This window comes from Peredibacter starrii, assembly GCF_034259205.1.
GTDB lineage: Bacteria > Bdellovibrionota > Bacteriovoracia > Bacteriovoracales > Bacteriovoracaceae > Peredibacter > Peredibacter starrii.
Genome location: NZ_CP139487.1, coordinates 4,071,865 through 4,095,228, shown reverse-complemented (window position 1 = coordinate 4,095,228; position 23,364 = coordinate 4,071,865). Strand labels below are relative to the sequence as shown.

The 23,364-nt window shown below is 42.9% G+C and carries 16 protein-coding genes, 1 pseudogene and 1 riboswitch; of the genes and pseudogenes, 5 read left to right on the top strand and 12 right to left on the bottom strand.

All coding sequences use genetic code 11. The features are described from left to right. Window positions 1-69 precede the first annotated feature (69 nt). Window positions 70-1,971 (top strand): trehalase family glycosidase, encoded by a 1,902-nt coding sequence (locus SOO65_RS20445; RefSeq protein WP_321395072.1) that lies wholly within the window; start codon window positions 70-72, stop codon window positions 1,969-1,971. Here SOO65_RS20445 and SOO65_RS20440 read toward each other — a convergent pair. From SOO65_RS20440 to map, 4 genes are all read right to left on the bottom strand, one after another. Then, window positions 1,968-2,330 (bottom strand): response regulator, encoded by a 363-nt coding sequence (locus SOO65_RS20440; protein ID WP_321395070.1) that lies wholly within the window; start codon window positions 2,328-2,330, stop codon window positions 1,968-1,970. The two genes, SOO65_RS20445 and SOO65_RS20440, sit on opposite strands and share 4 nt — an antisense overlap. Window positions 2,331-2,564: 234 nt before the next feature. Next, window positions 2,565-2,885, bottom strand: a complete 321-nt coding sequence (locus SOO65_RS20435; protein WP_321395067.1) for a DMT family transporter — start codon at window positions 2,883-2,885, stop codon at window positions 2,565-2,567. A gap of 32 nt (window positions 2,886-2,917) precedes the next feature. Next, a riboswitch (guanidine-III (ykkC-III) riboswitch) is annotated at window positions 2,918-2,985 on the bottom strand. Between the two features lie 20 nt (window positions 2,986-3,005). After that, window positions 3,006-3,521, bottom strand: coding sequence for a lipocalin family protein (locus tag SOO65_RS20430; protein ID WP_321395064.1), 516 nt, complete (start codon window positions 3,519-3,521; stop codon window positions 3,006-3,008). A gap of 80 nt (window positions 3,522-3,601) precedes the next feature. Continuing rightward, window positions 3,602-4,357 carry a type I methionyl aminopeptidase gene (gene map, locus SOO65_RS20425; RefSeq protein ID WP_321395062.1) on the bottom strand — a complete coding sequence of 252 codons (756 nt, stop codon included), beginning with the start codon at window positions 4,355-4,357 and terminating at the stop codon, window positions 3,602-3,604. A gap of 96 nt (window positions 4,358-4,453) precedes the next feature. On the opposite strand from map, the gene SOO65_RS20420 reads away from it, so the two are divergent. Next, complete coding sequence (locus tag SOO65_RS20420; protein ID WP_321395060.1) at window positions 4,454-4,930, top strand: carboxymuconolactone decarboxylase family protein; 477 nt, start codon at window positions 4,454-4,456, stop codon at window positions 4,928-4,930. Beyond that, window positions 4,927-5,415 (top strand): RrF2 family transcriptional regulator, encoded by a 489-nt coding sequence (locus SOO65_RS20415; protein WP_321395056.1) that lies wholly within the window; start codon window positions 4,927-4,929, stop codon window positions 5,413-5,415. The genes SOO65_RS20420 and SOO65_RS20415 overlap by 4 nt, the downstream gene beginning before the upstream one ends. 29 nt (window positions 5,416-5,444) lie before the next feature. Here the strand turns inward: SOO65_RS20415 and SOO65_RS20410 are convergent, their stop codons facing one another. Together SOO65_RS20410 and SOO65_RS20405 are read right to left on the bottom strand one after the other, a co-directional pair. Then, window positions 5,445-5,705, bottom strand: coding sequence for a GlsB/YeaQ/YmgE family stress response membrane protein (locus SOO65_RS20410; RefSeq protein WP_321395052.1), 261 nt, complete (start codon window positions 5,703-5,705; stop codon window positions 5,445-5,447). 115 nt (window positions 5,706-5,820) lie between these two features. Next, window positions 5,821-7,158, bottom strand: a complete 1,338-nt coding sequence (locus tag SOO65_RS20405; protein ID WP_321395049.1) for a GAF domain-containing sensor histidine kinase — start codon at window positions 7,156-7,158, stop codon at window positions 5,821-5,823. A gap of 144 nt (window positions 7,159-7,302) precedes the next feature. Between SOO65_RS20405 and SOO65_RS20400 the strand changes: the two genes are divergently transcribed. Beyond that, a complete protein-coding gene (locus SOO65_RS20400; protein ID WP_321395047.1) occupies window positions 7,303-8,349 on the top strand; it encodes a beta-N-acetylglucosaminidase domain-containing protein in 1,047 nt (348 codons plus the stop codon). Here SOO65_RS20400 and SOO65_RS20395 read toward each other — a convergent pair. The 3 genes from SOO65_RS20395 to SOO65_RS20385 form a co-directional block, all read right to left on the bottom strand. Then, entirely contained in the window at window positions 8,346-8,711 is a 366-nt protein-coding gene (locus SOO65_RS20395) for a hypothetical protein (RefSeq protein WP_321395043.1), read from the bottom strand. The genes SOO65_RS20400 and SOO65_RS20395 overlap by 4 nt on opposite strands. Window positions 8,712-8,781: 70 nt before the next feature. Continuing rightward, window positions 8,782-9,618, bottom strand: a complete 837-nt coding sequence (locus SOO65_RS20390) for a hypothetical protein (protein ID WP_321395040.1) — start codon at window positions 9,616-9,618, stop codon at window positions 8,782-8,784. After that, window positions 9,615-10,313 carry an SDR family NAD(P)-dependent oxidoreductase gene (locus SOO65_RS20385; protein WP_321395037.1) on the bottom strand — a complete coding sequence of 233 codons (699 nt, stop codon included), beginning with the start codon at window positions 10,311-10,313 and terminating at the stop codon, window positions 9,615-9,617. Before SOO65_RS20385 ends, SOO65_RS20390 begins: the two co-directional genes overlap by 4 nt. Before the next feature lie 124 nt (window positions 10,314-10,437). On the opposite strand from SOO65_RS20385, the gene SOO65_RS20380 reads away from it, so the two are divergent. Next, entirely contained in the window at window positions 10,438-11,025 is a 588-nt protein-coding gene (locus tag SOO65_RS20380; RefSeq protein WP_321395033.1) for an HdeD family acid-resistance protein, read from the top strand. On the opposite strand, the gene SOO65_RS20375 is transcribed toward SOO65_RS20380, so the two are convergent. The 3 genes and pseudogenes from SOO65_RS20375 to SOO65_RS20365 form a co-directional block, all read right to left on the bottom strand. Then, window positions 11,022-20,468, bottom strand: coding sequence for a putative Ig domain-containing protein (locus tag SOO65_RS20375; RefSeq protein WP_321395030.1), 9,447 nt, complete (start codon window positions 20,466-20,468; stop codon window positions 11,022-11,024). The two genes, SOO65_RS20380 and SOO65_RS20375, sit on opposite strands and share 4 nt — an antisense overlap. 6 nt (window positions 20,469-20,474) lie before the next feature. After that, window positions 20,475-21,377, bottom strand: a complete 903-nt coding sequence (locus SOO65_RS20370) for a hypothetical protein (RefSeq protein WP_321395027.1) — start codon at window positions 21,375-21,377, stop codon at window positions 20,475-20,477. Window positions 21,378-21,583: 206 nt separating this feature from the next. Then, a pseudogene (locus tag SOO65_RS20365) lies at window positions 21,584-23,257 on the bottom strand (methyl-accepting chemotaxis protein); the annotation flags it as partial. Window positions 23,258-23,364 lie beyond the last annotated feature (107 nt).

Below are 23,364 nucleotides of genomic sequence, written 5' to 3'. Positions count from 1 at the left end.
AAAGTCTTAGGAAAACACTCGGAAGCTATGCAAATTGCTTGGGGAGCTTCCTAACTGCATAATTTCACCATGAAGGGTTCAACCTACCTCTATTTACTTCTCCTCCTGTCTAACTCTGTAAGTTCTAAGACCATTGAGCTAGATGCCCAAAAAAGCCTAAACCGCCTACTAAAAGAGTTCGACCGGGACGGGGATAAAAAGATCACTGTCCAAGATAAGGTGCCCACGTATCGGTCTTTTGAGCTCTCACCGCAGTTAAAAGTGAGTGGTGTTTATCATCTGTCTAATCTTCTGCAAGAACTGAAGCTCCAGACCGAAGACGGAGCTGTTCCGGATAAAGTTGAAACTGAAAGAATATTTGAAAATCCAGTCGATCGTATTTCACGTCTCATCAAAGATTTTTATTGGGAGGGCCTTACTCGCAGAATTGATAAAGAGCATTTAAAAAAAGTCATGCCGGATTCTAAAATTCATCAGCCTAAGATGAATATTTTGTATGTTCCGGAGAGTGATGAAATAGCAAAAAATTATTATCAGCAGGACAAAGAACTCATCCTCAAATTTGTCCCTAAAAACTATGATCTTGATTTTTTGAAGGGTCTTCGAAACGAACACGGACTTTTATCACTTAAACTTCAAAGGGTAGGCGAGCGGATTGAAGGCGTTCCCTATGTTGTTCCAGGTGGCCGCTTTAATGAGATGTATGGGTGGGACAGTTACTTCCATGTGCTGGGTTTACTCCAAGACGAGAAAGTAGAACTGGCCAAAGCGCTGGTGGATAATTTTGTCTATGAGATCACTCATTACGGTAAGATTCTTAATGCCAATCGATCCTACTATTTGTCCCGTTCACAACCACCTTTTTTGACGTCGATGATTCTGGCGGTTTATCCCAAGCTTCCCAAGACGAGTGAGAGCAAAACGTGGCTCAAAGAGTCTGTCTTAGCGGCCATTCGTGAGTATTCGGAAGTTTGGATGAAGGGAGGACATATTACTGAGATGGGCCTTAATAGATACTACGGCGAGGCACCTCAAATTCCACCAGAAGTTGAACCTGGTCATTTTAAGGATGTCTTAGCTCCTTATGCTAAAAAATATAAGCTCACTCAAAGCGAGTTTCAAAGGGCCCTTGATACAGGAAAAATAAATGAACCTGGATTGAAGGAATATTTTATTCACGATCAAGCGGTGAGAGAGTCTGGACATGATACGACCTATCGCTGGACCAGAGAGGGGAAAGATGAGTGTTCAAACTATGTGACAGTTGATTTGAATTCACTCCTCTATAAAACCGAGTTGGATCTTTCCCGTCTGCTTGATTCGGAATTCAATGGTCGTCTGGAAAACTTCAAAAGCGATTATTTCTTAAAACAAGCTGCCTCTCGAAAAGTATTGATTAAAAAGTACCTTTGGGAAGAGGGAATAGGCTTTTCTGATTATAACTGGAAAAAGAAAGAACGATCCCATTATCAAAGTGCGACCAACTTATATCCCTTATGGGCCGGTCTGGTTAATAAAGAAGAAATAGATTTCATGCTTAGGCATGTTCTCCCTCAACTGGAAGTTGCCGGAGGCGTCGCTGCCACCTCACTTGAATCAATTAAAAACGTGGGAGGTAAGCTCCAGGAGAGACAATGGGACTATCCCTATGGCTGGGCCCCACACCAGATCATTATCTGGCAAGGACTCAAACAGAATGGTCTTCATGAGGTCGCTGATCGTCTGATTTATAAATGGCTCTATATGATTACTAAAAATGCCATGGACTATAATGGTACCATTCCCGAAAAATATGATGTGGTGAAACGCTCTCATAAAGTGTTCGCCGAATACGGAAACGTCGGTACGAAGTTCAGCTATATCAGCCGAGAAGGTTTTGGTTGGATGAATGCTTCCTATCAATTGGGTCTGGAATTACTTTCTAAGGAGAAGAGAAAAGAACTAAGAGAGCTGGTCCCACCGAAAAACTAATCGTCTAGTTGGGCCTGGATCTTTTCAATGTCAGCGGGCTTTTCAAGCAAACGTACGTTTGGATACTCCATCGATTTTTTCAGCAGGGGATAAGATCGAGCATGACCTGTGAAGAAAATGATTCGACCTTTGTAACCACTGTTAATAAGCCAGTCAAAGGCATCAATGCCAGAAGGTACATTCACGCCAAGGTTCACGTCCAAAAAGGCCACGTCGAAATTGATTTGATGAGACTTAAGAGCAACCATCTCTGCGTATGAATTAAAACAGCTAATGTCGTGATCACCAAGTTCTCTGAACATGGCAGTCATGAGAGTACAAAGCTCTTTATTATCATCGAGGAGAAGAATTTTTTTCATTTAAGTTAATGCTACTACACTGATAAGATTTCATTAATAAATTTTTTACAGAAATTTTTTCCTGATTACATCCTGAGAAGCCTAATAGGTTTTCGCTTTATTCATGCGAAGTTAGGATTTATTTCTATAGGCTCAATGGTGATCTCTGTCTGATTCAGTTTTTACTATGTGACACTCATGAGTGAGCAAGAGTTTGTTCACTCATGAGAAAATCGAGAAAGATAATTCTGAAACTTAGTGGCCTGAAGTTGCCTTCATGCCGATGATAGAAACAATCATCATAACCATGAAAACCAATCTAAGAGGAGTGACTGGTTCTTTAAAAAGAACGATACCCAAGATGGCAGCTCCGACCGCACCAATTCCCACCCAAACGCCATAGGCTGTTCCAATCGGAAGTGTTTGCGCCGCTTTTCCAAGCAGACCCATGCTAGCAATAATGGCGAAGATGGTGAGAACGGTAGGAACGAGCTTTGTGAAACCTTCAGTGTATTTAAGGCCGATTGCCCAACCCACTTCCAGTAGACCAGCGATAATTAGTAATACCCATGCCATGTGTAGACTCCTCTTTTTTTAGGTAATTAAAAAAAGCGTCGTCTTGTCTTAACCGGGTACGGCGCGTCTCGTCCGGGAATGCGCCATATTAGCACAGCCCCGGATGAAATTCAAACTGAGTTAGAAACGAGAAATTACGAGGTGATCAACTGGGAAATTAAGTGTCTTCGCATATTCAACGTATTCCTGGTAAGTGGCCTCAGGCATAGTTGGTTGTCTCGACATGATCCAAAGAGACTTACGATTTGCTGAACCTACCATGACATATTGATAGTCTTTGTCGAGTTTGATGATGTTGTAATCACCTTTAACTCTAAAAAGACGAGTGAAGAAAGAATCGAAAGTAACAATCAACTCCGCATTGGTTGCAGCATTGCTAACAACTGCCTGGCCCTTAATCGTCTCTTTTCCTTTTTCCTTTAAGCATGTGTTCAACACGCTAATGGTTTGTGAATTAATAACATCATACTCAGCAGTTTGTGACTTACAGTTTCTTGTGAAGAATTGTGGGAGGGCGGAGATGGCGTACCATTTGCCGATGTAGCGAGGAACATCAACGTAATCAACAGTAGGGAGCGATTTAGCAAAAGCAGCGTTTGTTAATAAGGAAAACAATAAGACCATTAAAAGTTTCATAGGAACTCCTTTTAATTGTCTTCTAACAAGAATGCCAAATAGTGGCATTAAAAAAAAGCTCTACAGGCTTCGGTTTAAGGTTAGATAAAGGGATTACCTGTAACAATGATGGGACTATTTTTAGTTACGACAATCGTATGCTCATACTGAACAGTTCGGTATTTAGGTGAAGTAGAGAGCGTCCACTTATCCGCTTGTTCTTCAACCATATGAGCGCCAGTTGATATGAAGGGCTCTATGGTAAAGACCTGTCCTTCATGCATTAACCGGCGGTCTTGCGGATCGTAGTAACCAGCAATAAATTCAGGTGCCTCATGAAGAGAGCTACCTACTCCATGGGATCCAATATTTTCTATGACGGTGAATCCGCCGCGACGAGCGGTGGTCTCAATAGTTTGTCCGATAAGATTTAGTCTTTTCCCGGGACGACATTTTTTGATGGATTCTTTAAGTGCTTTCTTGGTTGTGAGCATCAGCTCAGCGAGTTTCGGATCTTCTTCCCCAAATTGAAGAGAGGCCCCAGTGTCAGCAAAGTAACCGTTCAACTCACAAGATACATCAATATTAATGAGATCGCCTTTGCGAATAATTTTTTCTCCTGGAATGCCATGGGCCACTTCTTCATTCAAGGAAATGCAAGTGTGACCAGGAAAATTGTATGTCAGCTTTGGTGCAGACTGCGCGCCATACTTTGCAAAATTTTTCTGAGCGATTAAATCCAATTCGAGAGTGGTCATGCCTTCTTCGATTGATCGAAGCATTAACTGCAATGTGTTTGAAACAACACTGCCGGCCTTCTTTAACATTTCTAGTTCTAATTGAGTTTTGATCGTCATGTTTGAACTATATCATGGAAATTGCTCAAAACTGAACGAATGGACAAAAATTTAATTCGGATATATAATATCCGAATTGAATAGAGAGGTAACATTATGAAAAATCGTATGAATTACTATCCTCAGTTTGGAGATGCTTTCGCAAAACTTGCCGACCTAGGTAAGTTGGTTAAAGAAAGTTCTCTTGGAAAGCAACTCGTTCATCTCATTGATCTCAGAGTTTCTCAAATTAATGGCTGCACTTTCTGTATTGATATGCATGTCAAAGAGGCGAAGATCGATGGTGAAAAAGAACTCCGTTTGCATCATCTGGCTGGCTGGCAAGAATCACCACTTTTTACGGATAAAGAAAAAGCGGCCTTTCTTTGGGCAGAGACTCTGACCCTTGTTAGTCAGAATCATGTACCGGATGAAATCTATGCAAAAGTAAAAGAGCATTTTTCAGATAAAGAATTGGTTGAATTAACAATGGCAGTGACCACGATTAATACCTGGAATCGCTTTGCCATTGCTTTCAGATCGGTACCAGGCTCGCTTGATAAAATGTACGGTTTAGAGAAAGCGGGTCTATGATTTTAGGAAATCAAGTCGAATGGGCCCTTCATTGCATGTCTGTCTTGTCGCGCATGCCTGACGATGTCATTGTTCCAGCTGCTCTATTGGCCGAGTTTCATGGAGTGCCTAAGGAATATCTATCCAAGGCACTTCAGCAATTAGCGAACGAAGGAATTTTAATTACGAGTAGGGGGGCCAAGGGTGGATACAAATTGGGCCGTTCCCCGAAGATGATTAATCTACTTCAAATCGTTGAAGCAATTGAAGGACGTAAAAGCACTTTCAACTGTCAGGAAATTCGTCTGAATAATCCTTGCGGTGTGAAGGAGAAAAAAAGTCGGCTTCCGATTTGTTCCATTGCCGCTGTAATGTATGAAGCGGATGATGCCTGGAGAGAGGTCCTTGTTAGTAAAAAGCTTTCGGATATTAATCGCGATGTTGAGTCCAAAGTATCCAAGGAAGTTTTGAAGCAATCTATAGAGTGGTTTTTAGAGAGGATATAAAAAAAGCCCAGCGCATGCTGGGCTTTTTTTTAATGTGAAGGAATTTGTCGTCTTCTTCCAATGAAAGCGCGATAGATGGCCAGGAGGATAACGGCCCCTACCACAGACGCTACAAATCCCGCCGCGTCGCCTTCTCTATACCAGCCAAGTTGGCTACCTACAAAACCTGCGAGAAGCGCGCCAGCAACACCTAGGAGCATTGTAATGATAATGCCGCCCGGGTCTTTACCTGGCATAAGAAATTTTGCGAGGGCGCCTACAACAAGTCCTACCAATAAAGTCCAAATCATAATCACTCCTTGTTAGACCGATGTAGTGGAAACTGCAAGTTTCAAACCAGTCATAGAAGTGCGTAAGCTATGAAACTTTTTACGCAGGAGAATGATTTACCCAATCAAGAATGGGTCATTCGCGTGGAAGTCTCAAGACAAAGCAGGTATTCGAGCAATCAGCATCGATCAAAATCCGTCCGTTATGTCTCTCCATTATGCTGGAGACGATGGGGAGACCCAGACCAGTTCCTTTACCGACAGGTTTAGTAGTAAAGAAGCGATTAAAGATCTTCTCTTTTAGATCGCAAGGGATGCCCTTACCTGAATCGATGATTTTAATGTCGACAAAATCAGATGTGGTTTCGACCTCGAGCCTGATCCAACGAGTATACTTGTCATGGATGGCATCAAAAGAGTTATTGAGAAGATTGAGTATGGCCTGAGAAATACTCACGCTCTGGCACTTAACTTCGATCTGCGGATTTGGATTGATGACTTTAATTTCAAAGTCGTGCATCTTAAAACGTGCCCGACACATTAATAGAGTCTCTTCGATAATGTCCGAGACTTTCGCGGGGGCCATCTCGTCCTGATTTGATTCGCGGGAAAAAAATTTCAGTCCACGCATGATTTTACTGATGCGTTCAGATGTTTGTATGATGGAGTCCACCGAAGTCTGAAACATATCATCTTGAATCTTATTATCTCTGGCTATGGAGTTGATGATAAAGGCCTTTCCTAGAATAACAGTCAGAGGATTATTAATTTCGTGAGCGATACAACCTGCCAGCTCACCAAGGGCCGCCATTTTAGAAGCATGAAAGGTGATTTGTTTTTGCTCTTCCAGTTCCTTGGTCTTACTTTCAACTGATCGTTCTAGAAGATAGTTAATTGAGGCCAGGTCTTCGAGGGCTTGAATGCGTTCACTTGCCATAATGCTTTTTGCCGTAATGTTTGAAATAGATACCGCAAAACTTTTTTCGGCCTCAGTAGACTCACGCATTGCTTTTGTGAACTCTACGCACACGACACCAATACTTTTTCCGTTTAATCTGATGGGGACATCCAGGAGGGACTTAACTTTGTTAGGGATAGTGTAGTCTTGCTTAAATTCTTTGGTGGCGGGATCATTTAGAGCATCAAATGTCGCCACAACTCTTTCACTTCGAAGAAGTCGAAAATAGCCCGGGTAAAGGGCGGTCTCAAGTTTTTGACCGCTGCTATGCTGATTCTCATCGCGGTTATACTGATTTTTACAAATAATGAATTTACCATCAGAATCGTAAAGCCAGATGCTGGCACGATCTGAATTCAAGGTGTGTGCTACCGATTCCGTGATAATATTAAAGGCACGATCGAGATCACCTGAGTCGAGTTCATCTGAAAGGTTCAGCCTCAATAGCTCACTGTTATAGAACACAGTTTCGTAATCTGGGGCGTAGGTCAGATAGGCAGGTTTAATAGCACTCATGTTGTCCCGGTGATAAGTATAAATACGTACGATGTTAATATGTGCGATAAGTATAAAATCCGGATCGGTTGTAGGAATACTTTTTTTAAGAGGCAATTTTTACCAGAATAAAATTGTTTAATTTTAGTTGGTTAGGAAGTTTTTATGAGGAATATTGGGGTAGTTGAAGGCTTTTTTGGACCAGCGTGGCCGGAAGACAAAAGACTTTCATATGCTGAGTTTATGGGGCGCTATGGGGGCAGTTTTTATATCTATGCACCTAAGCAGGATCCTCATTTACGTAAGGCCTGGCGAGAAGTTTGGGACGAGTCCTACCTCCAAAAACTTCAAAATATGAAAGACCATTTCAAAAAGTTTGGTATTCAATTTGGGGTTGGTTTTAGCCCTTTTGGATTGGGCACAACACTTTCTGAAGAAGACAAGAAGCATCTAGAATCGAAGCTTTCAATTCTCAATAAATTAGGAATTGATCTCCTTGGTTTATTTTTTGATGATATGCCAACGAATGATCATCTGGCAGAAACTCAAATTGAGGCCTTAAAAATTATTCAAAAATCATTTCATCAAAGAATTGTTTTTTGTCCAAGTTACTACACACCTGATCCAATTCTCGAAAAAGTGTTTGGAAAGATGCCGGAGCGATATTTAGAAAAGATCGCCGATGGAATTCCACTCGATGTTTCTGTGGCATGGACTGGTCCTAAAGTGATCTCACCAGTGATTGATCGCGAACATTTAATTGAAGTGACTTCGCTCCTTAAGCGCAAACCATTTATCTGGGAAAATCTTTTTGCCAATGATGGACCTAAGAACTGCAAATTTCTGAAGCTTAAACCTTTCTCGGGAAGAAGTGCAGAGGCCTTTGCGGAGACGGAGGCCTTTGGCTTCAATATGATGAATCAGCCTGAGCTATCTAAAATTACCTATCTTGCTTCAAAGTTTGTTCTAGAAGGACAAGAAGCTGATGCGGCCTTTGAGAGATCAGTGCGAAAGCTTTGTTCAAATGAATTTTCAAATTTTGTTTTAGAACATCGACTGGAATTCTTAGAGAAGGGGATCGATGTCCTTTCGGAAGAGATTAAGCAAGATTACGTTAAAAAATTATCAGCGATGAAAGACCCCGGAGCTCTTGAAATTAAAGAATGGCTCCAGGGTAAATATATTGTTGGTAGTGAATGTTTAACTGATTAACGGCAATAACTCGCAATACATTTTAGTTCTGGTGGCATGATCAGAGAGCAAATTGACATAATATTGTAGTTGCGATTGAAGGCCGCTTGCTTAGCTTCTGTTTGAGCGGCCAGATATTCAAGTTCTGTCATGTTTGCATTTAACTGAGAAGTAATCATGTAACCACTTGGTCCTCCGCAGGCCCTCGCTCCTACCGGAATAAGCTTACAGTCAGTGGCCTTGGCACAACGAAGATCAGAATCGGCCAGGTATTTAGTCACTTTCATTAGTTGGGCAATGGCCTCAGCGTCTCTTTGTTGATTGTCCTGAGCAAATACACCAGAAGTTAAAATCAATGACAGTAGGGCGAATAGAAACTTCATGAGATCTCCTTTGAAGTGGAGGGAGATTCCATCACTAACGCATCATTGTAAATTTAATGAGTCCTAAATTTTACTCGTACTCTTCCTGGATTTTGTCCAACTGCGTTTCGTGCAGATCGAAGAGTTTAGTGATATTTAGTCCGGTTTCCTTTTTGACTCTTTTTGCTAAAAGCTCCCTAAGTCTCAGGAAGTTTTTATTTTGAGTCTCCAGGCCTTCGGTGCTTATGAGAAAACTTAAGGCATCATCGATATCAAGTTCCAGTTTTTTTGGATTGAATTCACCCAAACTAGTAAATCGAAACAGACGCTCTACCCGGGCCAGAAGTTTAGGATTCTTCTCATAACGAAGTCCAGAGAATAGGTAATTGGACAAATGCTGCTTTTGCACATCTGAGGTCCTGAAACATAGATTGACTGTCAGATCCGCATGATGATGGTTTTGATGGATAAATTTATCAAGAGGTGCAATTGCTTGAATGTGTCCCGGTCCAATCATATGAGACTTAATAATCTCAACTTCTCCCGTGGCGTGATACTTCCCAAGTTTCTTTTTTTCTTTGAATTTGAATTCTAAATCAAGGTTTTTGCCTTGAAGGCATTGGAAGGCCCCGGTGAAATGGTGATTATGAATTACCGTCGGGCGTCTTCTCCAGAAGTAAATATCAATGAAACAGTGGTTCCCACGGGCGATTGTGATGGGGAGATCACTAAATTCAAAGTTTGAAAAATTCTGGACGGTATTAAACGATTTCTTCAAGCTAGCTGTGACTAATTCCTCAAATTGAAATTCTTTTACAAGATCTGCTTTTTGAAGGAGTTCCACTGCTTTTAGATAAAAGGTTTTGGTTCCATTGGCTTCAATATAACGATCTGCTGCTTTAACTAGCTTTTGAGTGGTCTTCATCATTCAAACATTACCTTTAATTTTGCTGCCAATCCTACCATGCCAACCAGTGGAATCATGAGTTTGGGTTTTGAGGCACGAATCCTCGGACGCTCAATCACATCCTGAAGAAACATCACTGCCTCTTTGCGTGAGATTTGCAGAGGCCTTACCGGAGCTTTTGCCATCTTCGTATCTACGAAACCAAATCGGACATTGGTTATTTTAAGGGGCGATTTTTTCTTTTTAAGTGCTAGACCAAGCCCTTCCCAATACCGGGAGAGTCCGATCTTAGAAGCGGTATAGCTGGGAGATTCTGGAGAAATGAGCATGTCACCTAATGAACTGATCCCGATAAAATGTCCGGAGTTTTGAGTCTGCATTTTTTCTAAAACGAGTTCGGTTGCAATGACTGCACCCATGAGATTTACTTCGAATACTTTGGTCTCAGATCTTAAATCAGAAAGATTAAGCTCCTGACCAATTCCAGCGAGATAGATGCAAAGATCCAACTTCGAAATTGATTGAAGGCATTCACTTAAGTTAGTTCGGAAATTTAATGCCGCAACATCCAGTTGAATATGAGAGTAATTAGGATGAGAAATCTTGGATGGACTCCGGGAAATCCCAATGACCTGATGACCCTGGCCCAACAACTCACAAGTCATTTCGGCACCGATCCCATCTGTATTACCAATTAGAAGAGTTGTTTTTCTCATACTTCATCTTAGAGGCTCAAAATTTGAGAGTAAACTCGTTTTCTCGTTTACTCAGCTCTTTAAGATTTATTGAATCCTCATTCATAAAAAACAGGGATTAAATGGGCTTATCTAAGGAGGCTTTATGAACTCAATTAGCTTTAATGACTCTTTTCGAAAATGGTGGGCCTTTGAAGTCTTAGGAGTGCTTTTTATTCTAATGAGTCTTTTTGTTATGGGGCATCCTATTACTAGCTATGCTGGCCTAGTGCTTTATTTTGCATTGATGTTTATTGTTTCTGGTGTGCTCAGAATTGTGTCCTCTATGGGAAATAGAGATGTTCTTAAAAATTGGGGTTGGTACGCAGGTGGTGGAGTGCTGGATATTCTCATTGGAGGATTACTTCTCATGCGGATGGATATTGCGGCGATTGCTCTATCTATGTATGTAGGGTTCTTTATCTTGTTTGGAAGTATCGCTGCTATTTTTAGAGGAAGTGAACTGCGAGATTCAGGTTTTAAAGGATGGGGCTGGCCTTTGTTCTCAGGAATTTTAGGAGTGATCTTTTCGTTTATGATTCTCACGAATCTGATATTCGGGGCCGCGACCATTGTTCTGTGGACGGCGATGGGATTTTTTATGATGGGTCTATTTTATATTTATCTTGGAATTCATCTCCATCGCATTCATAAAGGTGTTCAGCATATGGGACGTGAACAACTTAATGCTTAAGGATCAACAAATTCAACCGGACGGAAGACGCAGCGGAACCCGATTATGTCTTCGGTCATCAAAGCGTCCTCCTCCATACCAATTGTGTAAACACCGGCAGTAGGTGGCTCATCAATGGCCCCAGCACTTGGGTTGTTACCAATGTAAACGAAGCCCATGGCAGAGTCTCCACCCCGCACAACAAAGGCATCGTCAGATACAACTCCTGGTTCGGTGTTACCCATAAATAAACCCACTCCGTGATCAGATGTAAGACCAGGGTCAAGGGGCATGAAGTCCTCATTGTTAAGAGTTGCAATGCCTGGCCCACTTTCGCAGAGATTAGGATCTACATCAGTGAATTCTTCTTCAAATTTACACATAGGTGATTTCTGTAGTCCCGTTTTACGATCCCAGTCAACCCATTCCCACACATTACCACTGAGGTCCCAGATTTCATCTGTGCCCCCTGGTGTATTGATCGTTAGCGTTCGCTTTTGCTCCCAACCTCTTTGCATGTTACTAACGATTGCCGCTGTAGTTTGGTCGTACGGGTCAGTGCTTAAGACATTAAGGATCATCGGATCGTACGGATCATTTTCATCCTCAGGCTCAACTACGCTAGTGTGTCCTACTGGAAGCATATTATTGGCCCCACCTACAATGCCGGTAAACCAGTTTGCTGCTCGCGCCTCGATATTTCTTGCTATGGCCATCCATTCTGCGTTCGAGATTAAGTCATAGTGCTTATCATACCCTAGAGAGCGACATGCGGCCTTCGCATCTCCAACCGTGATATTGACCCAAGGACTTAGATTCGGTTGTGCGGATGGTTTTCCACCATCGTTTCTTGCCTCATATTTCATCACGCAAAAACGTTCTGTACCTAGTGTTAAATCGGCCGGAACTTCTGCATAGTTTGTCGGACAAACTTGAATAAAGAGTTCGAATGTTGTTGAAGTCGAACCAAAATTATTCGTAGCGGTCACTGTATAAGATGTTCCCGTAATATCTACCGCAGTTGGAGAACCTGTAATGATACAAGAATTAGGGTCGAGCGTTGCCCAGATCGGAAGCGCTGGAGAAATAGAACACGTCGCGAGATCACCGTTATCTTCAAAAATCGTTGGAGATATTTTCGCTGGAGAGTCCAGATAAGCAGGAAGTCCTGGAGAATTTAGATAACTAATTTGAGGAGCATCTGGATCAATAATAAGATTTAGACTAGCGGCAGAAGAAATTCCACCCGAATTGGCGGCCGTTATATCATAATAACCATTAACTTCTACTTGAGGGATACCAGAGATTACGCAAGTGGTAGGATCAATAGATAGACCAGCAGGTAATACAGGGTTACTAGTACAAGCAGTAATTGCAGCTCCGTTAGTAACTAGACTTGCAGGATTGATTGTCATGCTCGTTCCAATTTTACCATTACTCGGTGAGACATAACTCAAACTTGGAGGCTGAGGAATAATTCGAATGGAAATTGTGACAGCAAGAGAATCTCCACCGGCATTTGTTGCTATAATTGAATGATTGGTGGCAGGTTGGCTAACTATTGGCGTCCCTGAGATGATACAAGTATTGGCATCAATAATTAATCCATCAGGAAGAGCTGGCGAAACATTACACGCAGTAACGTTCGATCCATTAGTTATTATACTGTTTGGAGTAATATTTAAACTTTCTCCAAAGTTAATTGAGTATGTGGTTGGGCTATAGCTAATGACCGGAACTTTGGGCGAAATATTAAGATCAAAGTTGGCGGTCACTGATCCTTTTGTGTTGGTCGCGATAATTGATATCTGAGCTGTAAACGTGGCGTCTGGTGTTCCAGTAATCACACAAGTATTGACGTCCAAGGTCGCCCATAAAGGAAGCTGAGTCGCAGGTAGAGGCGCAACTGAACAGGTTGTGGCAGCACCATTTTCTTCGAGAATAGTAGGTGAAATAGTTATTGTATCTCCGAACAATCCATTCACGTTAGATGCATAAGCTAACTGTGGTGCTGAAGCATCAATGAATAGAGTGATGTTAACTGGTTCCGAGTCACCACCACTGTTACGAGCAACAACACTGTAGGTTGCTCCTGGAAGCCCAATCACAGCGTTAGGAATACCGCTAATTTCACAGGTGTTTTGATTGATAGTTGCCCATGCTGGAAGTGAAGGGCTTACAAGGCAAGCTGTTATTGGACCACCGTTATCATTCAATGTTGTGGGCGTCAGTAAATAAGGAACGCCAACAGCACCACTTAAATCAACATAACCAATAACTGGTTTACCTGCACCGACTCCAAATTGAAGAGTAATGTTATTTGAACCTGCTGCATTCGAGGCTGTTACCGTGAAATCGCTCAAAGGCATGATGGCAGTTGGTGTGCCGGTAATGACACACGTATTGCTATCAATCGTTGCCCAAGCAGGAAGCCCTGGTGCCAAACAGCTGATGGTATCACCGTTTGATAAGAAAGTAGTCGGAGTTATAGTAATTGCTTCGTTTAGTTTTCCCATTGTTGAAGGGTAAACTAAAGTTGGCAAACCCGGATTAATATCAATCGTGATACTGACTTCTGGAGAGTCACCACCAGAGTTATGGGCGACAATTTTGTAAATTTTGTTGTCAGCAACTTCAGTAGGTGTTCCTGAAATTACACAAGTCGTTGGATTAATCGTTAAGCCAGTTGGTAGAGCAGTATCACTTGTACAACTTGTAACCGTGGCACCATTGGCCAATAGAGTAGACGGAATGATATCCGTAATGGCCTGTCCATAAACTCCCGTTTTAATTCCTGCTGCATAAGCAAGAGTTGGAACATTCTCTGTAACAGTTAAAGAAAGATTAGTAGAAGTGCTACCAATACCATTAGTCACAGTTATTCCGTAAACGGTTAGAGGAGCAACAGCATTCGGGGTGCCAGTAATTTCACAGGTCGATGTATTGATAGTTGCCCACGCTGGAAGGCCAGCTCCTGTACAGTTAGTGATGGCCGAGCCATTGTTATCCAAAGTTGGAACAATACTCACGACATCACCAAATTTTACAACTGAAGCAAGGTAGCTAATACTTGGAGCAGTTGCGTTTACTTGTAGAGTAACGGAAGCAGATGCAGAAGGTCCTACGCTGTTAACTGCGGTCACTGAATAAGTTGTTGCACTTAAAATAGCATCAGGTGTTCCTGAGATAACACAGGTTGTAGTGTTGAGTGTTGCCCAAGACGGAAGTGCCGGAGTAACTGTGCATCCAGTAATTGAAGCACCATTAGTACTTAGAGTTGAAGGCGTCACTGTCATCACGGAGTGAATATTTGTTATCTTCCCTGCAGAAGTTGCATAACTTAAAGTTGGTGCTAATGGGTTCACTGTTAAAGTGACTGTGGCTCCGACTGAACTACCAGCAGAGTTAGCGGCCGTAATAGAATAATTCGCTCCAGAAACGGCAACAGTGGCGGTTCCAGAAATAACACATGTTGAAGGATCAATTATGAGTCCAGCTGGAAGTGCCGGTGCACTATTACAGCTAGTGATGGTTGAACCATTGTTCTGTAAAGTTGTTGGCGTAACTGTCATAGCAGAGCCAAAGTTAACAGTCGTCCCTGTCGCTCCTGAATAACTGATAAGTGGTGGGGCAGAAGTTGCACTTAAACTTACTGAAGCGGCTGTTGAGTTCCCAATCGCATTGGTTGCGGTGATATTATATGTAGTCGAACCTATAGGGGCCGTTGGTGTTCCAGAGATCACACAGGTAGATGTGTTAAGTGTTGCCCATGCTGGAAGCGCTGGGGAAGTCGTGCAGTTTGAAATTGCCGAACCGTTCGAAAGTAACGTCGTAGGAACAACATTCATTGCCGTACCTACAGATCCCGAAGTTCCAGTCGCCCCCGCATAACTAATGGTTGGTACCAAAGCATTTACAGTTAAAGAAACTGAGGCAGCAATTGAATTGCCAATAGCATTAGTTGCAATAATTGAATATGTCGTTGCCGGAAGAACAGTATTGGCCGTTCCTGAAATTACACAAGTAGTAGGGTTAAGAGTTGCCCATGCAGGTAAAGCAGGAGTCGCCGCACAAGCTGTAATGGCCGATTGGTTATTGCTCAACAGAGTTGGAGCTACTGTCATCGCAGTATTGATATTAACAGTGGTACCAGTTGCACCTGAATAGCTCAGAGTTGGTATACCTGCATTCACTGTTAAAGTGACGGTATCTGAGGCATTCCCTATAGCTGTTGTTACAGTTACAGTATAAGTTGTGGCGGCCAGGAGAGCAGTTGGTGTCCCCGAGATAATACAAGTTGAATTGTTGATAACAAGCCCGCCGCTTAGTGCTGGCGAGATACTACAACTTGTAACTGGAGAACCGTTGTCATCGAGATTTGTTGGGGCAACTGTCATTGGAGATCCAACCATCCCGGTTGTGCCTGTTGATCCTGCAAAACTTAATTCAGGAACTGAAACTGTTTCAACTGATAGAGTGACATTCGCTCCGGCCGATGAACCGATAGCATTGGTCGCTGTCAGAGTATATGTTACTGCTGACATGGTTGCGTCCGGCGTACCTGAGATCACACAATTTGTTGTGTTAAGTGTTGCCCAGGCCGGAAGAGCAGGGGAGACGGAACAATTTGTAATTGGAGAACCATTAGGATTTAAAGTCGTCGGGTTTACTGTCATCGGTAGTGTGACATAACCAATAGTTCCAGTGGCACCTGCAAAACTTAAATTAGGAGCGATGGCGTTCACCGTTAATGTTACGTTGGCAGCGGTTGAACTGCCTGCGGAGTTGGTCGCCGTCACCGCATATGTAACTCCTGTCAGAGTTGCGTTTGGTGTTCCTGAAATCACACATGTTGTTGGATTGATACTTGCCCATGTAGGAAGAGCAGGAGTGGTTGAACAATTTGTTATCCCTGCACCATTGGTAATAAGTGTGGTAGGTGAAACACTCATAGCAGTACCGAAATTAACAGTTGTCCCAGTCGCACCCGCGTAACTAACCGTCGGAGGTGCCGCATTTACAGAAAGAGTTACTGTAGCCGTAGCTGAATTGCCAACTGAGTTTGTTGCTTGGATTGAATATGACGTCGCAGCTTGAAAAGCATTTGGCGTACCTGTAATAACACAAGTCACTGGATCAAGTGTTGCCCAGGCCGGAAGCGCCGGAGTGCTGGTACAAGCTGTAATGGTCGAACCATTATCGGAAATAAGAGTTGGGGCCACGGTCATTAGCGCCCCAAAAATTCCATTCGTTCCTGTTGCTCCTGAATAACTTAATGAAGGTGCTGAAGCATCAACCGTCAATGTAACTGCTGCACTTGCAGAATCACCTGCAGAATTAGTCGCAACAATATTAAAAATAGTTGCCGGTAGTACGGCATCCGGAGTACCCGTGATTCGACAAGTGATCGGGTTAAGAGTTGCCCAAGTTGGTAGCGTAGGAGTGCTGGTACAATTTGTGACCGCCGCACCATTTGTAATGAGTGATGTTGGGAATACACTCATCGCAACACCAACTGCACCACTTGTTCCAAGAGATCCTACGAAACTTAAAGTTGGTGGAGTGGCATTTACTTGAAGAGTAAGAGTTGCACCTGCCGAATAACCAACAGAGTTTCTGGCCACGATTGTATAAGTTGTTGCCGGAAGAACTGAAGTGGCAATACCGGTAATGGCACATGTTGTAGGATTTAAAATTGCCCAAGCGGGAAGTGAAGGAGTACTTGTACAGCTACTAATCGCCGCACCATTAGTGTTCAGTGTCGTTGGCGCAATATTTGCCAAAGTATTGTAGTTAATGGTGGTTCCTGTCGAGCCCACATAACTTAAAGTTGGTACGGCCGCATTGGCACGAAGAGTGACAGTTGCCCCAGTTGAGTTACCAGTTGAGTTCGTCGCAATAATTGAATATGTGGTTGATGTCAGAGAAGCATTTGGGGTACCTGCTATCACACAAGTCGTTGGATCAATAGTTGCCCAACCTGGAAGTGCTGGCGTGATCGAACAATTGGTAATTGCGGCGCCGTTATTATTCAATGTCGTTGGAGAAACAGACATTGCAGTTCCAATTGATCCAATTGTTCCTGTTGCTCCCGCGTAACTGATAGTTGGCACTGCTGCGATTACAGTTAGGTCTACTGTTGCATCGGATGTCCCCGCGGAGTTACCGGCCGTAATTGTGAAAGTTGTAGTTGCCATCATGACATTCGGTGTACCCGAGATAACACAAGTAATTGGGTTCAAAGTCGCCCAAGCTGGAAGCGCAGGTGAGGCCGAACAGTTAGTAATGGTCGCACCATTTGATTGTAAGGTTGTTGGTGCCACACTCATTGGAGAGTTAATTGATCTTGTTGTTCCAGTTGCTCCGGCGTAACTGATGGTTGGAACAAGTGCATTCACAGTTAGAATGACAGACGCTGGAGCTGATTGTCCCGCAGAGTTTGTGGCCCTTACCGTATATGTTGTGGCCGCGAGTGCTTGAGTTGGCGTTCCTGAAATAATACAAGTTGAAGAGTTGATCGTTGCCCACGCTGGAAGTGCCGGAGAAATGCTACAACTTGTGATGGCGGCTCCGTTCGCATTTAATAGTGAAGGTGATACGCTTAGTGGACTTCCATAATTGATTGTTGTTCCAGTTGATCCCACAAAACTAAGTGCTGGAGCTGATGGGTTAGATCTAAATGTCACGTTACTACTACTTGAGCCAACCGAGTTTGTGGCAGTGATCGTATACGTCGTGGCCGGCAAAATTCCCGTTGGCGTTCCCGAGATCACACAAGTTGAAGTATTAATGCTCGCCCAAACAGGCAATGCTGGCGACGCCGTACAATTAGTAATGGCGGCTCCATTATCTACTAACGTCGTAGGTGAAATGCTCATCGCCACACCAACACTTCCAATGACACCGGTTGCACCACTGTAACTTAATACTGGGGCCGCTGCCGCAACACTAAGAGTGATGCTGGCCGGAACTGAAGCTCCAGCTGAGTTATGAGCGGAAATATCATAGACAGTTGAAAGTAAGAATGAATCAGGAGTACCTGAAATTGTACAAGTTGTAGGATTCAATGTTGCCCAAGCTGGGAGCGCTGGAGAACTTGTACAGTTTGTAATGGCGAGAGTATTTCCGCTTAGAACAGTTGGCGAAACTGTCATTGGAATTCCGACCGCCCCGTTTCCACCAAGAGAACCAACGTAACTTAAAACAGGAACTGCTCCGTTTACCGTTAATGTAATTGTAGCAATATTTGAATCACCAACTGAGTTAGTGGCAACGACATCAAAACTTGTAGGTGCCATTACTCCCGTCGGTGTACCTGTGATTTCACAATTCGATGGATTAATCGATGCCCACGAAGGCAGTGTCGGCGTCGTTGTACAATTTGTAATGGCGGCACCATTTGCATCAAGTGTGGTTGGGAGAATAGACATCATTTCGCCCACTAAGACTGTAGTTCCCGTTGCACCAGCAAAGCTAAGCCCTGGAGCATCTGCGGCCTTTGGACGATTCACACAACGAAAGCCCACATTTGAATGTGCAATTGAAGCCAGACCTAAATTGATTGAATAAAGACCTGAGATATCCGAGTCATTCCATGAACCACCGCGAACAGGGGCACCACTTGTCCCACCAATAAATCTACCAATTCCATTTGAAGAGTTCAGGGAACCATTGCTTGGAAGATAATCATTTGATGCAAGTCCTGCACAGGATACTGAAGCGAGTTCCTGAGTAGAAGCTGAACAATTTGTTGGTCCTGTTTGTAGACCAGAAGTAGTTCTCCAGTCGACCCATTCTGAAACGTTACCACTCAAGTCCCAAATGACTGCGCCATTTGAAAGCGTGATTTTTCTTTTTTGCTCCCAAGCTGATCCAGATGTATCCAAAGTATCTGAATAATCATCACCAGTATTACTTAAAGTTAAAACGCTTGAAGGATTGTTGTCCGAGTGACCTCTTGGCATAAGACCGGTTCCAACAGAACCTGTTGACCAGTTACCTGCCACTGTTTCAGCGTTTCTAGCAATGGCCATCCATTCAGGATTTGAGATGAGATCATCATCTGAACCTAACGCCGTACAGGCCGTCTTAGCATTAGCTAACGAAATATTTGTCCATGGAGTTCCGGCCGCCTCTGAAACTGCACCGGAATTATTTCTCGCTTCAAACATCATGACACAAAAACGATTCACGCCAAGAGCTGCATCCGCAGGTACTTCGGCGTATCCAACCGGACAATTAAAAGCAATCGCAGTTAACGTTACATTTGCTCCAACCGAGTCACCTATAGAGTTTGTAGCAACGATTGAATAAGTGGTTGGAGACAGTGTCGAATCAGGCGTTCCTGTAATCACGCATGTATTAGGATCAAGTGTCGCCCAAGTCGGAAGTGTTGGTGAACTCACACAATTTGTAATCGCTGAGCCGTTTAGTTTTAGGAGAGTTGGAGTCACCGTCATCGGTGAATCTACAAAGTTCATTGTTCCTAATGCAGCTGCGTAACTTAACACAGGAATTCCGGCCGAAACTTCCAGTGATACCGTGGCACCAATTGAAGGACCAATCGAGTTGGTGGCCGTGATTAAATATGAAGTAAGAGTAAGAGGTGCATCAGGAGTTCCAGAAATCACACAAGTTGAAGGATGAAGACTTGCCCAAGTTGGCAAGGCCGGAAAACTCGTACAACTTGTAATCGCTGAACCATTAGAGTTTAAAAGCGTTGGATTAACAACCATTGGCACATCAATAGCACCTGATGTGTTGAGAGCCCCAAGATAACTGATGGCCGGAACAAGTGCACTTACTGTCAGTGTGATCGATGTAGGAGATGATGTTCCTGCTGCGTTTGTCGCACGAATGCTATAAGTTGCCGCCATCGGAGCTGTAGGCGTACCAGAAATCACACAAGTGTTCGGATTAAGAGTTGCCCAGGCCGGAAGGGCGGGAGTGCTTGTACAATTTGTAATTGAAGCACCATTGTTATTAAGAAGCGAAGGCACCACGGTCATGGTGTTGCCAAAATCCATCGTCTTACCGGCCGAAGTTGCATAACTCACGACAGGTGAGCCCGGAACAACCACGATATTATCTGTCGGGGTAACAGTTAAACTTTGTGAGTTAGTTGAACCACGTTCATTCTTCGCAGTCACAATAACCAGATAGGTCTGACTATTTGTTAGGCCTGTAATAGTGTAGGGAGAGGTTACATTATCAATGGTTGTAAATGTGAGAACAGATGCTGAACGGTAATGGATCTCATAAGAGTCGGCGTTCTGACTGCTTGACCATGAAACAGTCGCGCTCGCGTCTCCGGGTGTAAGGGCAGTAATACTAAAATTTCTTGGTGAAGAGTTATAAGGCTGGAATTCAGAGTCAAAGTTCCCCTCGGAGCCTGAGCCCCCGACCGGATTTGGCATACAACCGGCCAACGAAAATAAAAACGTAAGAAGAATTAATATCTTCATGTTTTTTTAGACTTCTTCTCCAAAGTAAAATTTAAGCCCTAGTACTAAACCAACTTCTGCACGAGTAAATTCAATTTCATCCGTATCGAATTTATCTTGCGAGTAGAAAACTTCCCCTGAGAAGTTCACCTTTTTAAATTTATGTTCCATATAAACGGATCCGACTGTCCCGATTCCGGTTCCTTCATACACATCGCTTTCAAAGGGAAGGTGATAACGGCCCGCCAGTTTCAGATCAATATGAGTAAGAGCGTTCTTGTACATTGAGTAGCTCGCTCCCAACTGAATGTAGGGAACTCGTACGCTTTCAATTTTAATCGTTTCATTATCAACCGCTTTGAAGAAGAACTGCTTATTGGTTCCTAATTCAGAATTAAGTTTCCAATAATCATTCAGTCGGTAATTTGCGGCGAGATAGAATTTTTGCTGATCCTGCTTAGGATTTGTGATGGTTCTTGATTTGGAATTTCCCATGTCATAGAAAGCGAAGCTGTGTCCCAGTTGCGCTTCCCAAGTTTGATTATACCAAGGGGTCCAAAGCACATGATATCCAGGAGCATTGTCAGACTTGATATAGCCTTTGGCATTCGCGTCGGTACCATCAACTCTTACGTATGAGTTAGAGTATTTAAAATCGATTTTTGCTGGATAAGGATCTTTTTTCTTTTGAGCGAGTTTTTGTTTTTCTTCACCTTCACCAAGATAAATAACAGTCGTTGGCGGAAGCTCTTTGATTTTTTGAATCGTAGTTGGTTTTAATTTAAGAATGTATTTCTTTTTGGCAGATCCCGATTCTTCTTCAAAAATGTTTTCGCGAATGATGTAGAGATCTGAGGCAAAAGTATTAAGGATTGGAGTAACGAATGCTCCAAAGAGTATTAGGAATTTTACAAAAGCGTGTTGACCCATAAGTTGACCTCACTTACCTATCGACACATTTATGACTTTCTTTTCAATGAGTTAGGGGTGGGCAAGGATGTTCATTTCTTGAGTTTTAGGCTCATTTTATTTATGGATTATCAGTGAGTTAGGGATTAAGAATGAAGAGGACATCTTAAGAAATTGTGAAAAATTTAAAGCTAGAGTCCGTTTGTCGGACTCTAGCTGGATTTAATTTAAGCAGATTCTTGGCGGGTCTCAGATACTTTGGAAGAAGAAGACTCATCTTTACCATACACAACTTCATTCAGAACATTTACCACATTATTCATGATTTCAGCTTGTGAGCTAATTTCTGCAGCTGTCGAAGCAATTTCTTCAGAAGAAGAAGCATTGCTGTTAACAGATTGCTCGAGTTGATTCATGGCCGTGCTGATCTGAGCGATCCCATTACTTTGCTCTAGTGAGGCGCTCGAAATTTCAGCATTAATCTCAGAAACTTTCTTGGCGGCAATAAGAATCTCGCTGAGAATTTCACCACTCTCAATCGACTGATGACTACATTGTTCAATTCTCTCAACGCTACCCTTGATAAGCTCATTGATATTTTTAGCGGCAGTGGCACTTTGTTGAGCAAGATTTCTTACCGCTTCAGCTACCACAGAAAACCCTTTTCCTTGCTCACCGGCACGAGCGGCCTCTACTGCTGCATTGAGTGCGAGGAGGTTGGTTTGGAAAGCGATATCATCAATCACTGTGATGATCTCGAGAATTCGCTTTGAATCCTGGCTGATTGATTCCATCGATGCAATAAGCTTACTAATGTTCTCTTTACCTCTTCCTGCGATTTCATGTGTCTCGCCAGAAAGTCTTGCGGCCTCTTTGGCGTGGTCAGTGTTAACTTTCACCATAGATGTAAGTTCTTCAAGAGATGCGACGGTTTCTTCTAATGAAGCAGCAGCTTCAGTTGAAGATTGTGAAAGATTTTGCCCTGCCACAGTTAATTGCTGGATTGCTGCTGTAACTTCGCTGCTTGAATCATTCAGTTCTTTAGAAGGATTACTTACTGAGTTTGAGATATAGCGAGAAAGGAAGATCACTGCTCCGAATAGAATACAAAGTCCAACAATTGAAATAAGAATTTGGGTCCATAGCATTGTTTTAGCGTCTGCCAGAACAGTTGATGTCGGAGTTCTTACAATGAGAGTCCAATATTCGTCAGTGTTCCCAATTTTAAAAGAATTCGTGACGTATAGATATTCTTGATCGTTCTCAATTTCTCCAAACAAGACAAGTTTTTCACCACTCGAAATGGCCTTGGCAAATTTTTCTTGTTCGAAAGGAAATTTTGCGTCCTTGGTGATCATTTCAATATTAGGATGCGATACGAATTTTCCCGAACTGCTTACAAGGTACGACTCTGAAGTTGAAAATGGTTTGATGGTATTAACTGCTTTTTGAACTTCTTTTAGCCCCATATCTACACCGGCCACCCCAAGAAATTCACCGTTTCTAATGATTGGCACAACTGCAGAGCTCATAAGTACCATTTCATCGCCAATCTTATAAAGATATGGATCTATCATGGTTTCTTTGAGACGTGATTTCGGAACTTGATAGTAGTCGCCATTTCCTGCAACATCATATTCGAGCAAAGGGGAAAGAGTAGGCTTCCCATTTTCCCAGTTAGCATATGGAATGAAGCGTCCTGTTTTATCATGGTAAGGAGCATTCACGTATTGAAAGTCTTTTCCATCCCATTTATCTGCTTCCCAGCCTGTCCATGATCCAATGAGATGAGGATTTTTTTGTAGAATATCCAAAATCATTTTCTCGATAATTTCGCGATTGTTGCCACCATGTGCACGAAGGGACTCAAGAACCTGTGCCATACCACGAGCAATATCCAGGCTTTTTTGAAGTTCGGCCTTCATGTTATTTCCATAGGCCTCCGCCATCGCGGAAGTTTTATCAATGGCGAATAGCTTCGAGTTATTCCAGGTATGTGAACCAATGA